At 32.1% G+C, this 16,488-nt stretch carries 16 protein-coding genes; 12 read left to right on the forward strand and 4 right to left on the reverse strand.

The genetic code is table 11. The features are described 5' to 3' along the window. Positions 1 to 47 precede the first annotated feature (47 nt). The 3 genes from gap (at position 48) to BC748_RS02060 (ending at position 2,415) form a co-directional block, all read left to right on the forward strand. A complete protein-coding gene (gap, locus tag BC748_RS02050; protein ID WP_133531798.1) occupies positions 48 to 1,058 on the forward strand; it encodes a type I glyceraldehyde-3-phosphate dehydrogenase in 1,011 nt (336 codons plus the stop codon). A 70-nt stretch (positions 1,059 to 1,128) separates the two neighbouring features. Beyond that, complete coding sequence (locus BC748_RS02055) at positions 1,129 to 1,980, forward strand: BadF/BadG/BcrA/BcrD ATPase family protein (RefSeq protein ID WP_133531799.1); 852 nt, start codon at positions 1,129 to 1,131, stop codon at positions 1,978 to 1,980. 60 nt (positions 1,981 to 2,040) lie between these two features. Then, positions 2,041 to 2,415: a methylglyoxal synthase gene (locus BC748_RS02060; RefSeq protein WP_133531800.1), complete on the forward strand. Its 375-nt coding sequence runs from the start codon at positions 2,041 to 2,043 to the stop codon at positions 2,413 to 2,415. Between the two features lie 31 nt (positions 2,416 to 2,446). On the opposite strand, the gene BC748_RS02065 is transcribed toward BC748_RS02060, so the two are convergent. Together BC748_RS02065 and BC748_RS02070 are read right to left on the reverse strand one after the other, a co-directional pair. After that, positions 2,447 to 2,830 (reverse strand): RidA family protein, encoded by a 384-nt coding sequence (locus BC748_RS02065; RefSeq protein WP_133532171.1) that lies wholly within the window; start codon positions 2,828 to 2,830, stop codon positions 2,447 to 2,449. Between the two features lie 29 nt (positions 2,831 to 2,859). Further along, positions 2,860 to 5,532, reverse strand: coding sequence for a putative LPS assembly protein LptD (locus tag BC748_RS02070; protein WP_342772693.1), 2,673 nt, complete (start codon positions 5,530 to 5,532; stop codon positions 2,860 to 2,862). 135 nt (positions 5,533 to 5,667) lie between these two features. Between BC748_RS02070 and BC748_RS02075 the strand changes: the two genes are divergently transcribed. The 9 genes from BC748_RS02075 (at position 5,668) to BC748_RS02115 (ending at position 15,744) form a co-directional block, all read left to right on the forward strand. After that, positions 5,668 to 6,831, forward strand: a complete 1,164-nt coding sequence (locus tag BC748_RS02075) for an N-acetylmuramoyl-L-alanine amidase family protein (protein ID WP_133531801.1) — start codon at positions 5,668 to 5,670, stop codon at positions 6,829 to 6,831. Between the two features lie 52 nt (positions 6,832 to 6,883). After that, on the forward strand, positions 6,884 to 7,837 hold the full coding sequence (locus tag BC748_RS02080; RefSeq protein ID WP_133531802.1) for an MlaD family protein: 954 nt from the start codon (positions 6,884 to 6,886) through the stop codon (positions 7,835 to 7,837). Positions 7,838 to 7,849: 12 nt separating this feature from the next. Continuing rightward, entirely contained in the window at positions 7,850 to 9,157 is a 1,308-nt protein-coding gene (locus tag BC748_RS02085; protein ID WP_133531803.1) for a 4Fe-4S dicluster domain-containing protein, read from the forward strand. 82 nt (positions 9,158 to 9,239) lie between these two features. After that, positions 9,240 to 9,686 (forward strand): LNS2 domain-containing protein, encoded by a 447-nt coding sequence (locus tag BC748_RS02090; protein ID WP_133531804.1) that lies wholly within the window; start codon positions 9,240 to 9,242, stop codon positions 9,684 to 9,686. Positions 9,687 to 9,756: 70 nt separating this feature from the next. Further along, a complete protein-coding gene (locus BC748_RS02095; RefSeq protein ID WP_133531805.1) occupies positions 9,757 to 10,548 on the forward strand; it encodes a (Fe-S)-binding protein in 792 nt (263 codons plus the stop codon). A 32-nt stretch (positions 10,549 to 10,580) separates the two neighbouring features. After that, the gene (locus BC748_RS02100; RefSeq protein WP_133531806.1) at positions 10,581 to 11,063 is read left to right on the forward strand and encodes an ABC transporter ATPase; all 483 of its coding nucleotides are present in this window, start codon (positions 10,581 to 10,583) and stop codon (positions 11,061 to 11,063) included. A gap of 10 nt (positions 11,064 to 11,073) precedes the next feature. Beyond that, entirely contained in the window at positions 11,074 to 14,079 is a 3,006-nt protein-coding gene (locus BC748_RS02105; RefSeq protein WP_133531807.1) for a serine hydrolase domain-containing protein, read from the forward strand. An 85-nt stretch (positions 14,080 to 14,164) separates the two neighbouring features. Next, the gene (bshA, locus tag BC748_RS02110) at positions 14,165 to 15,313 is read left to right on the forward strand and encodes an N-acetyl-alpha-D-glucosaminyl L-malate synthase BshA (protein ID WP_133531808.1); all 1,149 of its coding nucleotides are present in this window, start codon (positions 14,165 to 14,167) and stop codon (positions 15,311 to 15,313) included. Continuing rightward, on the forward strand, positions 15,310 to 15,744 hold the full coding sequence (locus BC748_RS02115; RefSeq protein WP_133531809.1) for a hypothetical protein: 435 nt from the start codon (positions 15,310 to 15,312) through the stop codon (positions 15,742 to 15,744). Before bshA ends, BC748_RS02115 begins: the two co-directional genes overlap by 4 nt. 54 nt (positions 15,745 to 15,798) lie before the next feature. Here BC748_RS02115 and BC748_RS02120 read toward each other — a convergent pair whose 3' ends face one another. Together BC748_RS02120 and BC748_RS02125 are read right to left on the reverse strand one after the other, a co-directional pair. After that, positions 15,799 to 16,212, reverse strand: a complete 414-nt coding sequence (locus BC748_RS02120; protein ID WP_133531810.1) for a type II toxin-antitoxin system VapC family toxin — start codon at positions 16,210 to 16,212, stop codon at positions 15,799 to 15,801. Between the two features lies 1 nt (position 16,213). Then, complete coding sequence (locus BC748_RS02125; protein ID WP_133531811.1) at positions 16,214 to 16,462, reverse strand: DUF6364 family protein; 249 nt, start codon at positions 16,460 to 16,462, stop codon at positions 16,214 to 16,216. Positions 16,463 to 16,488 lie beyond the last annotated feature (26 nt).

Below are 16,488 nucleotides of genomic sequence, written 5' to 3' on the forward strand. Positions count from 1 at the left end.
ATTTCAAATTCATTAACAATTTCAAATAAAATAAAATTTAAAATAAAATGTCTAAAGTAAAATTAGGAATTAACGGTTTTGGTAGAATAGGTAGAATAGTTTTCAGAGAAACATTCAACAGAGATAATGTAGAAGTTGTAGCAATCAACGATTTATTAGACGTTGATCATTTGGCTTATTTATTAAAATATGACTCAGTTCATGGTCGTTTCAACGGTAAAGTTGAAGTTAAAGACGGAAAATTATATGTAAATGATAAATTTATTCGTGTAACTGCTGAACGTGATCCAAAACTAATCAAATGGGATGACAAAGACGTCGATGTTGATATCGTTGCTGAATGTACAGGTATTTTTACAACTATCGAAACAGCAAAAGCTCACATTGATGGTGGTGCAAAAAAAGTAATTATTTCTGCTCCTTCTGCTGATGCACCAATGTTTGTCATGGGTGTAAATCATACAGAGGTAAAACCTACGGATTTAGTAGTATCAAATGCATCTTGTACAACAAATTGTTTAGCACCTTTAGCTAAAGTTATCAATGATAATTTCGGAATTGTAGAAGGTTTAATGACTACAGTTCACGCAACGACTTCTACTCAAATGACTGCTGATGGACCATCAAGAAAAGATTGGCGTGGTGGACGTGCTGCAAGTGTAAACATCATTCCATCATCAACTGGTGCAGCAAAAGCGGTTGGAAAAGTTATTCCATCATTAAATGGAAAATTAACAGGAATGTCTTTCCGTGTTCCAACTGTTGACGTTTCTGTAGTAGATTTAACAGTTAAAGTTGCCAAAGAAACGTCTTACGAAGAAATTATGGCTGTTTTGAAAAAAGCTTCTGAAAATGAATTGAAAGGAATTTTAGGTTACACAGAAGATGATGTGGTTTCTCAAGATTTTATTTCGGATACTCGCACTTCAATCATTGATGCAAAAGCTGGAATTGGATTAAATTCAACTTTTTTCAAACTAGTTTCTTGGTATGATAACGAATATGGATATTCAAGTAAATTAATTGATTTAGCAGTACACATTGCTAGCGTAAAATAATTATATTTACAAATCCCGATAAGGTTGTTTTTATCGGGATTTTATATTTTCTAAAACTAACCCAAAACGAATGAAATTATTAGTAGACAGTGGTTCAACCAAAGCTGATTGGATAGCTATTGACGATAACGGTAAAGTATTATTTACGACACAATCTCTTGGATTAAACCCAGAAGTGCTCGATAAAGATGCTATCATTGAACGTCTTGACGACAAATTTGACATTGAACATAACCGAATGAAAGCCACTCATGTCTTTTTTTATGGAGCTGGTTGTGGAACAGATAGAATGAAAAACTTTTTAACCAAAGTTTTTGAAGGCTATTTTAGAAATGCACAAGTGGTTGTTCACGAAGACACATATGCAGCTGTATATGCTACAACTCCAAAAGATGAAAAAGCCATAGTTTGTATTCTTGGAACAGGTTCTAATTGTAGTTATTTTGATGGAAAAGTACTTCACCAAAAAGTACAATCATTGGGATATATTGCAATGGATGATGGTTCTGGAAATCGTTTTGGAAGACATTTGCTAAGAGGATATTTCTTCAATAAAATGCCAGCTGATTTAACAACAGAGTTTGGAGAAGAATATAACGTTGATGCGGATTACGTCAAAGAAAATCTATACAAAGAAGACAATCCAAATGCTTACTTAGCTACTTTTGCAAAGTTTATTATCAAGCACAAAGACAGTGAATTTTGCAAAAAAATAATTCGTAAAGAGTTAAAATCATTTGTTAAAAATTACATTATGCAATATGAGAACAACAAAGAAGTTCCAGTACATTTTGTAGGTTCTATTGCATTTTATCTCAAGGACGAATTAGAAGAAATTCTAAAAAAATATGATATAAAAATAGGTAATGTTCTCCGAAGACCAATCGACGGACTGATTGCTTATCATATCTTAAATAAATAGCTATCCAACCTGAAAGTACTGCTTTCGGGTTTTTTGTTTAGAAAATTTACTTAAAAAAATATGGAAATAGCCATCATTGCTCACGACGGAAAAAAAGCTGACATGGTTCAGTTTATAAATAAAAACAAACATTTACTCGAAAAAGAAAATATCAAACTTATTGCTACAGGAACAACAGGAAGCAAAGTAGAAGCTGTTGGAATAAAAGTTAAAAAGATGCTTTCTGGACCATTGGGTGGCGATGCTCAAATTGCGGCACGCGTCGCCGAAGGGAAAACTCAAATGGTATTGTTTTTCAAAGACCCAAATTCTTCACATCCTCATGAACCGGATATTAATATGCTAATTAGAATTTGTGATGTACATAATATTCCGTTAGCAACTAATAAAGCAACAGCTCAATTATTATTGTTTGGATTGGATGAGATTAAATAAAGATTAAAAATCTTCACTATTTGAGATAAGTCTATTTTACCGCAATCATTGAAATCTCAACATTCACATTTTTTGGTAAACAAGCTACTTGAACGGTTTCTCGAGCTGGTGCCGTTTTTTCATCAAAGTAACTTCCATAAACAGTGTTTATTCTAGCAAAATCATTCATGTCCATGATGAAAATAGTTGTTTTTACTACTTGTTCAAAGCTCATGTCAGCAGCTTCAAGAACAGCTTTCATGTTTTCCATAACTTGTTTGGTTTCTGTTTCAATATCGTCGAGAACCAATTCCATAGTTTCTGGATGCAAAGCTATTTGTCCTGACGTATAAAGCGTTGTATCATTTACCAAAACAGCTTGATTGTATGGTCCAATCGGAGCCGGAGCTTTGTCAGTAAAAATTATTTTTTTTATACTCATACTTAATGATTTTTAGTTTATGATTAGCGTAATGCTCTATCTGGCAAACTACGTTTATCCCATTTAATATCACTTAAGACACCTGATTTAATTCCAATGAAAAATCCCCAGTTAGCATTGGTTCCAAACGGAACCCAATTAAAGTCCATTCGCCAACTTAGTAAATCACGTTCAAAACGTAATTGTGTATATGTGACACCATTTTGGACAAAATCATATCCTGTTGAAACTCCAATTTTCCATTTAGGAGTTAAATCAGTATTCATCGAAACCATCAAAGAGTTTCCGGTTATTCTTTTTTCTCGATTGTTGTTAGAATAAGTGATAGAGTAGGCGAGATTCATGTCCCAAGGTAATTCATATTTAAAAAATTCGGAATCTTTTGACGTTGTATCTTTTTCATCATCTTCACCAAATTGACTTTTCCGTCTGTCACTTAAATCGGCATTTGTTCCAAATAAATCGTCTTCTCGTCCACCATTTCTTTTTCCAGCTGTGTTTTCTTCATTATTACCATCCATGTCTTTGCTAGAAAAGGAATAATTCACTGTCATGTTTGCACTTGTCATTCTAAATAAACTTCCTCCATTGTCAATATTCCAAGTATTGATTCTTTGACCCGAATTATTGATGGCATACGGATCAAGTGTAGCAGCAAAATTAACATTCATTTTTTGTTGAAAAAGTTGCGTTCCACCACTAATTCGCATCGGAGACCAACGAAGCGAGTCTGCAGTGATATCATAACTTGTTGACATATTAAGGTTGTTCAACAACATTATTTTTTTTGGTTCTGTTTTCGTCGAGTCACGATCTGTCACTTTAGCTTCAAAAGTATTGTTCAAAGTGAAAGATACATTGTTTGACATATTTCTTCCTGGCACTCCAAAATTTCCACCTTCAAAACGAGTATAATCTTTTCTTATTGTTCCACTTCCATCAGGATCATAAGTATCATAATATTTAGAGAAACTTGGAGTGTAACCATAGCTAATGTTTGGTCGCATCACATGTCGAATGGCTTGAATTCTTTTTTTATCACCAAAATTGAAAGTTCCATAAATTGTCGTTCCTATTCCTGTTGAAAATGAATAAGTTCTAAAAGCATCAAATCCTTGAACTTCGGTGTCAATAATCTTATTTTGCGAATCGCTATACGATCTTCTAATTGTTTTAAAAGCCCAAACCTCATTATAATTAATAGAAGACGAAGCACTAAAATGTTTAAATAGTTTGAAATTTGTACTTAACGGAATGCTATGTTGGAAACCTAATTTTGCATCGCGAAACATTTGTGGTTTAAAGAATAATGAGTCAAAAGTTGAAATTCTATTTTCACCTCTCAAGTTGTATTGAAGGTTAATATTTTGAATAATTCCTTTTTTAAGTCCGTCGCCTTTTGCAAAAGGAAAAATTCGATCAACACTTGCCTGAAGCGTTGGTAATGTCATACTTATAGCTTCTGTGTTTGTATTTTGTTGGTGTGAAGCCGTTAAGGATATATTTACTTGTGGTACAGAGTTAAACGTTTTTGAATACGAAATAGATGAACTCAATGTGTTGTTTAATTCAGAGCCAGCGTTGATTTGGTTTAACGATTGTCTAAAATAAGTGCTACTTCCAAGATTTACAGAAGCCGAAAATCTAGAGTTTGGATTTGATTTTCCGTCTTTAGAATGTGACCATTGGATGTTATAAATTCTTGCTTTGGAATAATCTGGATAACCTCTTTCACTGGTTACAAGATTTTCAAAACGTAAATTCAAATTTCCATTAAATCGATATTTTTTTGCATAACTCGATTGAAATCTAAAACCATAACTTCCATTAGTGTAGTAATCTCCTAAAACGGCTAAATCATAATAATCGCTCAAGGCAAAATAATAACCACCATTTTGCAATGAAAATCCTCTTAAAGCGCTGTCATTATAGGTTGGAATAATGATTCCAGATTTACTGGTTTCAGTAATTGGAAAGAAGGCAAAAGGCAAAGCAATTGGAGTTGGAACATCAGCAATTACCATATTGGTGAAACCAACCACAACTTTTTTTCCAGGAACCATTTTAACTCTATCAGTAATAAAATAATACTCAGGATTTTCAACATCTTCAGAGGTTGTAAATCGTGCACCTTTCATAAAATAGACCGAATCGTTTTCTTTTTTTGTGATTGCCGCTTTTACTTTAAATTCTCCCTGATCCGTTCTTGAATTCCAAACTAAAGCTTTTTTTGTTTTAAAATTAAATCGAATAGAATCGGGTTCGATTACATTTGAACCTTGTTTGAAGACGGGTAACTGAGTATACTTTCCAGTAGAATCTTTAATTCTACCTGCATAAACTTCATTTTTTTGATAGTCAATTACAATAATTCCGGATTTTAACTCTATATCTTCATAATAGACTTCTGCTTTATTATAAAGTGTAATTTGTTTTTTCTTTTGATCCAGTTTTTCGTAATCCTCAGCCTTGCGTTTTATTTTACTTTCCAGCAAAGGTTTTTTCTTTTTTAGTGTATCAATTTTAATTGTGTCAACCTCTGTTAGAGGTTTTTCTTCCTTTGTTTCGGGTGTAGTTGTTTGATTTTTAGCAGGAAAGGATTCTGTTTTTGGTTTGCCATCTTGTGCATGTGTTATAGTATTCCCAAATGTTAGGAAGATTGTTAAAAAAACGATATAAAATAAGTTTCTTTGCAATGGTTTAATACTATTTTTGTACAAGTATGGCTCGATTTTTGACGTGGCAAACTTAATGATAATTTCTGGTCAAAAATAAACAAATAGTAACTTTATAACCTTGCGGTTTAAATTTAAATTAACTTTTATATTCTTATGAATACACATCGATATAACAAAATTGTTTTAGTAGTAGCACTTTTTTTTGCAATTACGACTGTTTTTGGTCAAACTAAATTCAAAGTAGCACTAGATGCGGGTCATGGCGATCATGATTTCGGTGCTGTTTATCATGGACATATAGAAAAGAAAATAGCTTTAGCAGTGGTGCTAAAAGTAGGTAAGATTTTAGAAAAAAACTCTGGAATAGAAGTAATCTATACTAGAAAAAGTGATGTTTTTGTAGATTTAATTGAACGCGCTAATATAGCTAATCGTGCTGATGCTAACATTTTTGTTTCCATTCATTGTAATGCTAATAAAAATACTGAAGCCTCTGGATGTGAAACCTATGTAATGGGTATGTCCAAAAACGCATCCAATCTTGAAGCGGCACGAAAAGAGAATAAAGTGGTACTTTTAGAAAAAGATTATCAACAAAAGTATAAAGGTTTTGATCCTAAATCGCCCGAAAGTTTGATTGGATTAACAATGATGCAAGAAGAATATCTAGATAATAGTATTACGCTAGCAGGTACAATTCAAAAAGAATTTATTGATTTAGGAAAGAAAAGCCGTGGTGTAAAACAAGCACCATTTATGGTATTGCACAAAGCCTATATGCCAAGAGTTTTAATTGAAATGGGTTTTATTTCTAATCCAAATGAAGGTGCTATTTTAGACTCAGAAGATGGACAAAACGAAATTGCACAATCTATCGCAAATGCTATAATTGCTTACAAAAAGGAAAATTTTGGCTCAGGCGAAGGTGATAATATTGTAAAACCTTCTCAAAAAGTAGAGCCAATCAAAATTGATACAACAATTTCAACAAAACCTGTCGAAAAAACACCAGAGGTTAAAAAAACAGAACCAAAACCAGAAGTTAAAGACGTATTTGCTTCTGGAGTTGTTTTCAAAGTGCAATTATCAGCAAGTAGTAAAAAACTTGATTTGGTTCCAAGTAATTTTAATGGATTGAGCAATATTTCCATGTCTTCTGAAGGTACATTATACAAATATATGTATGGTCAAACTTCAAATTATGAAGAAGGAAAACGATTGTTGCAAGAAGCTAAATCAAAAGGTTACACTACAGCATTTTTAATTGCTTTTAAAGACGGTAAAAAAATATCGGTTCAAGAAGCTATAAAACGATAATATAAATAGAGTTTTAATATTTTATTTTAACTTTGCCAAAAACCTTACAACATTGAAAATCACTAGAGAGATTAAGACTGCCATACTTGTTATAGCTTCCATTTTACTTTTTATTTGGGGTTATAGTTTTTTGAAAGGAAGAGATTTGCTTTCGGATTATCAAACTTTCTATGTCAAATACGACAACGTAGAAGGATTAATTAATTCGGCACCAGTAACCATTAATGGTTTGGTTGTTGGAAAAGTAAATTCTATAAAATTAAATAAAGATTGGACTTCATTGGTTGAATTACAAATTGATGGCGATTATCAAATTACAAAAAATAGCGTTGCCGAATTATATTCTCCAGGACCAATTGGTGGAAAGCAAATTACAATTATTCCAGATTTAAAAAGTGCCGAAATTGCTAAATCAGGTGATTTTTTACAATCATCAAGCAAATTGGGTTTGACCGATTTAGTTTCGAATGAAATTAAGCCAATTAAAGAAAAATTAGATAAAGTTCTTGAAAATGCTAATACTATGTTGGTCAATATCAATCAAGTTTTGGATGATAAAACCAAGCAGAATTTAAGAAGTAGTTTGGAAAATCTAAATGCTACGCTAGCAGAGTTTAAAGAAGTTTCCAAATCGGCTAACGAAATGTTGGCTGATAATAAAGGTAAAATCAGTTCTACAATGTCTAATGTGGAAAAAGCATCGGCTAATTTTAGTAAAATTTCCGATTCCATTGCCAAAGCAAATATTGGTCAAACAGTTAAAAATCTTGAAAAGACTTTAGCTAATGTTGACAAACTGATGGCAGATATTCAATCTGGGAAAGGAACTTTAGGCAAATTAGCCAAAGACGAAACGATGTATAATAATTTTGCAAAGACGTCGAAAGAATTAGAATTATTGCTACAAGATTTACGTTTAAATCCAACACGATATGTAAATGTCTCATTGTTCGGAAAGAAAAACAAACCCTATAAAGCACCTGTTGCTGATACTATAAAAAAGTAAAATCAAAATAATATGATTTATATCGATAACATACTTTTTGCGATTGTTTTGACTATTGGAATTGGTTTTTTTATAAAAAATGTAAAAAAGCTAACTCGTAATATTAAATTAGGACAAGATGTAGATCGTTCAGATAATCCTGCTGAACGATGGAAAAACATGGCTATGATTGCTCTTGGTCAATCCAAAATGGTAAAAAGACCAATTGCTGGAATTTTACACATTATTGTTTATGTTGGTTTTGTAATCATAAATCTCGAGGTTTTAGAAATTATTATTGATGGTTTATTTGGAACGCATAGAGTGTTTTCTTTTCTCGGAGGATTTTACGGAATTTTAATAGGTTCTTTTGAAATATTAGCAGTATTGGTTCTCGTAGCCGTTTTTGCTTTTTGGATACGCAGAAATGTAATCAAACTAAAACGTTTCACTAGTTCTGATTTGAAAGGAAAACCAAAAAATGATGCTGATATCATTCTGTATTTTGAAGTGGTTTTGATGTCACTTTTCTTGATAATGAATGCTACTGATATCTATTTTCAACAGGAAAACTCGGGAAATATAATTTCTCAATACATTTCTCCATTGTTTAGTTCATTATCACTTTTTGAAATTCAAGTGGTTGAAAGAGCAGCTTGGTGGTTGCACATTGTTGGTATTTTAGTTTTCTTGAACTATTTGTATTATTCAAAACATTTGCACATACTTCTAGCGTTTCCAAATACGTATTTCGCAGATTTGAATGCAAAAGGAAAATTTGACAACCTCGAAAGCGTAACCAAAGAAGTAAAACTAATGATGGATCCAAATGCCGATCCATTTGCAGCACAACCTGTTGATGAAAATGCAGTTCTAAGTAAATTTGGTGCTTCTGATGTTCAAGATTTGAATTGGGTTCAGTTGTTGAACGCATACACTTGTACTGAATGTGGACGTTGTACATCATCATGTCCAGCAAATCAAACAGGAAAAAAACTTTCGCCACGAAAAATCATGATGGATACACGTGATAGAATGGAAGAAGTTGGAAGAAATATAGATGCCAATAAAGGTGTTTTTGTTCCCGATAATAAGTCGTTATTAAATGATTACATCACACCAGAAGAACTTTGGGCTTGTACATCGTGTAACGCTTGTGTGGAAGAATGTCCAGTAAATATTAGTCCATTATCCATCATCATGGATATGAGAAGATATTTAGTAATGGAGCAAAGTGCCGCGCCACAATCATTGAATGCTATGATGACCAATATCGAAAACAATGGCGCACCATGGCAATACAACCAAATGGATAGATTAAACTGGAAAGACGAAAATTAACTATATAAAACTGATAAATTCTCATATTTGTGAGGCTTGAGAATTTGTTGAATGATTTTGAAACACTATAAAAAGTAAAAAAATGAAAGCGGAAGACATTGAAAAACAATTGCAAAGCATCACAGAAAACGGACAACATTTAAGTCCAATTTTACCAGAAGGAATTAAGAATTACCTAATCGATATCGATGGAACAATCTGTGACGATATTCCAAACGAAGAACCAGAGAGAATGTTAACTGCTGAAGTCTATCCTGATGCATTAGTTACTTTAAACAAATGGTATGATGAAGGACACATTATTTTTTTCTTTACATCAAGAACTGAAGCACATCGAGAATATACCGAACGCTGGTTAAACCAACACGGGTTTAAATACCATGGAATTTTATTTGGTAAACCAAGAGGTGGAAACTACCACTGGATTGACAATCATTTGGTAAAAGCAACACGCTACAGAGGAAAATTTACCGATTTAGTAGAAAAAGAAGTAACCATTCAGGTGTTTGATGACGAACATCATGAATAAATTAAAAATTAAAAATTACGAATTAATAATATTCTAAATTTTTAATTTTTAATTCTTAATTTATACAATTATGAATGAAGTAATAAACGTGCCGACAATGGCAGAAATGTTAGCCCAAGGCAAACAACCCGAAGTATTATTTTGGGTAGGATGTGCTGGAAGTTTTGACGACAGAGCCAAAAAAATAACCAAAGCTTTTGTCAAGATTTTAAATCGTGCCAATGTTGAATTTGCTGTTCTTGGAACCGAAGAGAGTTGTACAGGCGATCCAGCAAAAAGAGCAGGAAATGAATTTCTGTTCCAAATGCAAGCCATGATGAACATCGAGGTTTTGAACGCTTATGAAGCCAAAAAAATCGTTACCGCTTGTCCACATTGTTTTAATACACTAAAAAATGAATATCCAGAATTAGGTGGTAAATACGATGTAATTCATCACACTGAATTTTTAAAATCACTTTTAGATACCGGAAGATTGACCATTGAAGGTGGACAATTTAAAGGAAAAAGAATAACGTTTCACGATCCATGTTATTTAGGTCGAGCTAATAATATTTATGAAGCTCCAAGAGATTTGATACAAAAATTGGATGCCGAATTGGTAGAAATGAAACGTTCCAAAGCCAACGGATTATGTTGTGGAGCTGGCGGTGCGCAAATGTTCAAAGATGCCGAACCTGGAAACAAAGAGGTCAACATCGAAAGAACAGAAGACGCTTTGGAAACGAAACCCGAGATTATTGCTGCTGGTTGTCCTTTTTGCAACACAATGATGACCGACGGTGTAAAAGCCAAAGAAAAAGAAGCAGATGTAAAAGTGATGGACATCGCTGAACTTATTGCTAATGCTCAAGATTTATAATTTACAATTCACAAATAATAATTCACAATTCCATGTACGTTCCTTTTGAAAATTTACCCGAAGACTCCAAAATTTGGATTTATCAATCCAATAGAAAATTTTCAGATGATGAAATGACTGAAATTGAAAATGAACTAAAAATTTTTATAGAAAATTGGTCAGCTCACGGAACTAGTCTTGAAGCTTCCTATCTTTTAAAGTACAACCGATTTATAATCCTTGCGGTAAATCAAGAAGTACAACAAGCAACAGGTTGTTCTATTGATAGCTCAGTGGCTTTTATTCAAAGTTTGGAGCAAAAATTTCAAGTTGATTTATTAGATAAAATGAATGTAACTTTTAGAAATGGTGAACACATTGCTCACAAATCATTAATCGATTTTAAGCGAATGGCCAAGGAAAAAGCGGTTACAGGTAATACGATTGTTTTTAATAATTTAGTAAATTCTATCGAAGAATTTAACGAAAACTGGGAAGTTCCCGCTGACGAGAGTTGGCACAGTCGTTTCTTTTAAATTTTAGCGAATGAAAAAACTATTTATAAGCATAAGTTTTTCTATTGCTATACTTTTGCTAACAGCTAATTGTGCTACTCAAAAAAAAAATGTTGTAGCACCAACAAAACCTTCAACAACAGCTATTCTTGAGGATGAAGTTGTTTATGTACCACATTCAAAGGCAGAACGCAAAACTTTTTTTCCAGATACAGATAAAGAAAAAATTTGGGTTGACAGCATTTACAATCAAATGACTTTTGATGAAAAATTAGGTCAGCTTTTTATGATTGCAGCCTATTCTAATAAGGACAACAACCACATTAACGAAGTTGAAAAACTTGTTTCAGAAAACAAAGTTGGCGGTTTAATTTTTTTTCAAGGCGGACCACTTCGTCAAGCTAGATTAACGAATAGATATCAAGCAAAAGCAAAAGTTCCTTTGTTTATTGGTATTGATGCAGAATGGGGTTTGTCTATGCGGTTGGATTCTACTTATCGTTATCCTTTCAACATGACACTTGGAGCAATTCAAGATTTAAAATTGATTGAAAAAGTAGGCGAGAATATGGCAAAAGAATCTAAGCGATTAGGTATTCATTTCAATTTTGCTCCTGTACTTGATATTAACACCAATCCTAAAAATCCAATTATAGGTTTTCGTTCTTTTGGCGAAAGCAAAGTTAACGTAACCGAAAGAGCAATTGCACTGATGAAAGGTTTTCAAAGTCAAGGTGTTTTTTCAACTGGAAAGCATTTTCCTGGTCACGGTGATACATCAACCGATTCTCATTATACATTACCATTAGTTAATGCAACAAAAGAACATTTAGACAAAGTGGAGTTATATCCATACAAAATGATGTTTGACGAAGGTTTAGTATCCGTAATGGTGGCACATTTAAATGTTCCAAGTTTGGAAATTCGACCTGATTATCCAAGTTCTTTGTCTTATAATGTAGTAACAAATTTACTCCAAAAAGAGTTAGAATTTGATGGTTTGATTTTTACAGATGCCTTGAATATGAAAGGAGCAAGTAATTTCAAAAAACCAGGAGAAATTGATTTAGATGCTTTTTTAGCAGGAAATGATATTCTGCTTTTTGCTGAAAATGTACCTGTTGCTGTCGAAAAATTGTGTGTTGCCTATCAAGACAGTTTGTTTTCTGAAGAACGTTTACAACAATCAGTAAAAAAGATATTGCGTTACAAATACAAAGCGGGTTTAAACAATTATAAACCTATTGAAATGAGTAATTTAGCAACAGACTTAAATGATAAATCGAAAGATGTTCTTCAATATGAGTTGTATGAAAATATTGTTACAGTGCTGAAAAATGAAGAAAATTTTTTACCAATAAAAAATCTTGACGAAAAAATTGCCTACGTAAAATTGGGAGATGATACGAATTCAAAATTTGTTGAAACACTCAAAAAATATACAGAAGTTACAGAGGTTTATCATTCCAATATTGATACTTTAAAATCACAGTTAAAAGAATTTGACAAAGTAATTATTGGTTTTCATAAATCAGACAAAGCGTGGAAGAAACATGATTTTTCTGAAACCGATTTGCTCTGGATATATGAAATTGCTAAGCAAAATAAAGTTGTTTTGGATGTGTTTACCAAACCGTATTCTTTGCTTCAAATTCCAAATTTTGACGAAATTGAATCGGTTATTGTTTCTTATCAAAATAGTGATGTTTCACAAGAAGTATCGGCACAAATTATTTTTGGAACTGTTGAAGCCAAAGGGAAATTACCAGTTTCAATCAATTCTTCTTTTGGAATTGATGAAGGTTTATCAACTCAAAAAATCAATCGTTTGGGATTTGCGCTACCAGAATATGTTGGAATGAGTTCTCAAAAGTTGGCACAAATTGAAACCATTGCCCAAAAAGCTATTGATGGTAAAATGACACCTGGAATGCAAGTTTTAGTGGCTAGAAAAGGAAAAGTAGTTTACCAAAAATCTTTCGGACATCAAACTTATGACAAGCTATCGAAAGTTAAAAATTCTGATTTGTATGATGTAGCTTCTTTGACCAAAATAATGGCAACATTACCAAATGTTATGAAAGCCTATGATGCTAATGAAGTTGCTTTAGAAACGACTCTTGGTGATATGCTAACTGAGTTTAAAGGAACTAACAAAGATTCTATTTCATTTAAAGAATTGCTCTCACATTATGGACGATTACAAGCATGGATTCCTTTTTACAAAGCTACTTTAGATGACAAGAACCAACCATTAGAAAAATATTACCGACGAACACTTACAGAAGGATTCACTAAACAAGTTGCTGAAAATTTATTCATTCGTGATGATTATCAAGACAGCATTATGAAAAAAATTATTGAAAGTCCTTTGATAGATAAAAAAGAATATAAATACAGTGATTTCACTTTCATAATTTTAAAGAAATATTTAGAACAATTGAATGGAAAATCACTTGATGAGTTGGCCAATCAAAACTTCTTTAAAACGCTTGGAATGAACAATACGATGTACAATCCGTTGCAAAAAATGGATTGCGATAGAATTGCTCCAGTAGAAGTTGATACCTATTTTCGTCATACATTTTTACAAGGATATGTTCATGATATGGAAGCCGCAATGGAAGGTGGAATTGGCGGACATGCTGGATTATTTTCAAATGCAATGGATGTTGCCAAAATGATGCAGATGTACCTTCAAAAAGGAAATTTTGGAGGTGTGAATTATTTTTCACCAGCAACTTTTGATACTTTTAACACATGTCATTTTTGTGCTGAAGGAAATCGTCGTGGTTTAGGATTTGATAAACCACAGCTAGGAAAAGAAGGTCCAACTTGTGGTTGTGTATCTAAATCTAGTTTTGGTCATACTGGCTTTACAGGAACAATTGCTTGGGCTGATCCTGAAACCGAAATTATTTATGTTTTCCTTTCCAACAGAACTTTTCCTGATAGCAATGCACCGAACAAACTTTCGAAAGAGAATATTCGAGAAGATATTCAAAAGATAATCATGGATGCTGTAATGGTGAAATAATTTTAAATTCTGAAATTATACTTTAACTATTTTTTAAACCTATTCATTCCAAATTTTCTTAATTTCGTTATACTAAAACTCATTTATGAAAATAGCCATAGTTTGTTATCCAACTTTTGGAGGAAGTGGAGTTGTTGCTACCGAACTTGGTTTGGAATTAGCACATCGTGGTCACGAAATTCATTTCATAACTTATAGACAACCCGTTCGTTTGGCATTACTCAACCCAAATGTACATTATCACGAAGTGAATGTTCCTGAGTATCCGCTGTTTCATTATCAACCTTATGAATTAGCTTTATCAAGCAAATTGGTGGACATGGTAAAATTGTATAATATAGAATTACTTCATGTACATTATGCTATTCCACATGCTTATGCAGGTTATATGGCAAAACAAATGCTAAAAGATGAAGGAATTCATATTCCGATGGTAACTACACTTCATGGAACTGATATTACTCTTGTTGGAAATCATCCTTTTTATAAACCTGCCGTAAGTTTTAGTATAAATAAGTCTGATGTAGTTACTTCAGTTTCAAAAAGTTTAAAAGACGATACGTATAATCTTTTTAATATTAAAAAAGAGATTCACGTTATTCCTAATTTTATTGAATTAGACAAAATACGTAATGAAAATTTAATTTCGTGTCAACGTTCGGTAATGGCAAAAAAAGAGGAGAAAATTGTAACCCACATTAGTAATTTTAGAAAAGTAAAACGAATTCCAGATGTTGTAAAGTTATTTTATAAAATTCAAGAAAAAATTCCATCCAAGTTAATGATGGTTGGCGATGGACCAGAAAAAGCCAAAGCAGAAGAATTAGTAAATCAACTCGGTATTCAGGACAAAGTTATTTTCTTTGGAAATAGTAATGAGATTGATCAAATTTTATCCTACTCCGATTTATTTTTACTTCCTTCAGAAACAGAAAGTTTTGGTTTAGCAGCATTAGAAGCTATGGCTTGGAGTGTTCCAGTTATTTCAAGTAATTCAGGCGGTTTGCCAGAGGTTAATTTTGATGGAATTTCAGGTTATATGAGCAATGTTGGTGATGTAGATGATATGGCAATAAAAGCGCTAAAAATATTAGAGAATGATGAAATTTTAAATCAATTTAAAGAAAATGCTTTGACCGTTGCAAAGCAATTTGATATCAAAAACATTTTACCACTATACGAAGATTTATACCTTCAAGCGATTACTAATTCTAAAGAAATGGCAAAATTATGAGTAAGAAAATAATTTTACTACTACTGACGGTTTCGTTTTTTTATTCGTGTTCAACGCGTAAAACATCAAAAGTTGATAATCCTCTTTATGAAGTTCTTGTTGTTAACAATGATGGTGGTGCCAATATTAAGTTTTTCGAAATTTTAACGGAACCAAAAGAAATTGTGATGTTACAAAGTGATGAAACTTTGAAGAAAAAAATAAAAGCAAAAGATGTAGCAGAAAGCAATTTTGTAATTATTAATTCTGGACCAACCAAAGAAAGTTACAATAGAGTTAGCATCCAAAAAGTGATTGAAAAACCAACAGAAATTGAAGTTTATATAAAAGATACTCAAAAAAATATTGATATTAATTTGACGGATGAAAACACTAAATATCCTTATACTATAGTGAAAATTAATTCGAAGAAACCAATTGTTTTTAAGTGATAAATTGTCTTTAATGATTATTATAATACTCATATAATTAACATTGAAGTTTCATCAATTTGTTTTCAAAAATTCCTCTGGAGTAATAACGCCGAGATTACTTTTTTTATAATCTTTGGTGTTTCGTGTAATGATAGTATTTATAGTTCCGTTTTGTTCGGCAGAGTAGTTTTGCAAAGCATCTTCAAAGTCTTTAAAATCAGAATTTAAAGCTGTTATAATTGCATTTTTATCAATGTTCAAAATTTCTAAAAACGAGATAAGTGATTTTAGTTTTTCAATTACTTTTTCTTGTTTGCCTTTTTGACTTAACAAGTAGTAAACATTACTTAAAATTACTGGAGTTATAAAGCCAATAACAATTTTCTTTTCGCAAAGCGATAAAACTTGCGCAGCATTTTCGGAAAAAGGTTCTCTATCAAAGAAAAAATCTAAAATAACATCAGTGTCGATTAAAACGTTTTTCATGTTATAGATATTTGTCTGAAAGACGTTTGGTTAATTCCTTTTTATAATCAAAATCATTTTCGGCTTTGAACGAACTTTTTAATGATTTCACTATCGGACTTAACTCAGTTGTTTCTTTTTTATCTTCGGTAACTAATGTTTTTAAATAATTTTCAATGATATTTGACAAGCTGTTTTTTTTGCCTTTGGCATATTTTTTAGCTTTTTCTATAATATCTTCGTCGATTGTTAAGGTCAATTTTGTACTCATGATTTTAAATTATTTGAAACAAAGAT

It is taken from the genome of Flavobacterium dankookense, assembly GCF_004362665.1.
Taxonomy (GTDB): domain Bacteria; phylum Bacteroidota; class Bacteroidia; order Flavobacteriales; family Flavobacteriaceae; genus Flavobacterium; species Flavobacterium dankookense.

What these genes read in the sequence shown, in the direction of transcription:
- gap (WP_133531798.1), top strand. Translation starts at nt 48, where the DNA reads ATGTCTAAAGTAAAATTAGGAATTAACGGTTTTGGTAGAATAGGTAGA.
- BC748_RS02055 (WP_133531799.1), top strand. Translation starts at nt 1,129, where the DNA reads ATGAAATTATTAGTAGACAGTGGTTCAACCAAAGCTGATTGGATAGCT.
- BC748_RS02060 (WP_133531800.1), top strand. Translation starts at nt 2,041, where the DNA reads ATGGAAATAGCCATCATTGCTCACGACGGAAAAAAAGCTGACATGGTT.
- BC748_RS02075 (WP_133531801.1), top strand. Translation starts at nt 5,668, where the DNA reads ATGAATACACATCGATATAACAAAATTGTTTTAGTAGTAGCACTTTTT.
- BC748_RS02085 (WP_133531803.1), top strand. Translation starts at nt 7,850, where the DNA reads ATGATTTATATCGATAACATACTTTTTGCGATTGTTTTGACTATTGGA.
- BC748_RS02090 (WP_133531804.1), top strand. Translation starts at nt 9,240, where the DNA reads ATGAAAGCGGAAGACATTGAAAAACAATTGCAAAGCATCACAGAAAAC.
- BC748_RS02095 (WP_133531805.1), top strand. Translation starts at nt 9,757, where the DNA reads ATGAATGAAGTAATAAACGTGCCGACAATGGCAGAAATGTTAGCCCAA.
- BC748_RS02100 (WP_133531806.1), top strand. Translation starts at nt 10,581, where the DNA reads ATGTACGTTCCTTTTGAAAATTTACCCGAAGACTCCAAAATTTGGATT.
- BC748_RS02105 (WP_133531807.1), top strand. Translation starts at nt 11,074, where the DNA reads ATGAAAAAACTATTTATAAGCATAAGTTTTTCTATTGCTATACTTTTG.
- bshA (WP_133531808.1), top strand. Translation starts at nt 14,165, where the DNA reads ATGAAAATAGCCATAGTTTGTTATCCAACTTTTGGAGGAAGTGGAGTT.
- BC748_RS02115 (WP_133531809.1), top strand. Translation starts at nt 15,310, where the DNA reads ATGAGTAAGAAAATAATTTTACTACTACTGACGGTTTCGTTTTTTTAT.
- BC748_RS02120 (WP_133531810.1), bottom strand. Translation starts at nt 16,212, where the DNA reads ATGAAAAACGTTTTAATCGACACTGATGTTATTTTAGATTTTTTCTTT.
- BC748_RS02125 (WP_133531811.1), bottom strand. Translation starts at nt 16,462, where the DNA reads ATGAGTACAAAATTGACCTTAACAATCGACGAAGATATTATAGAAAAA.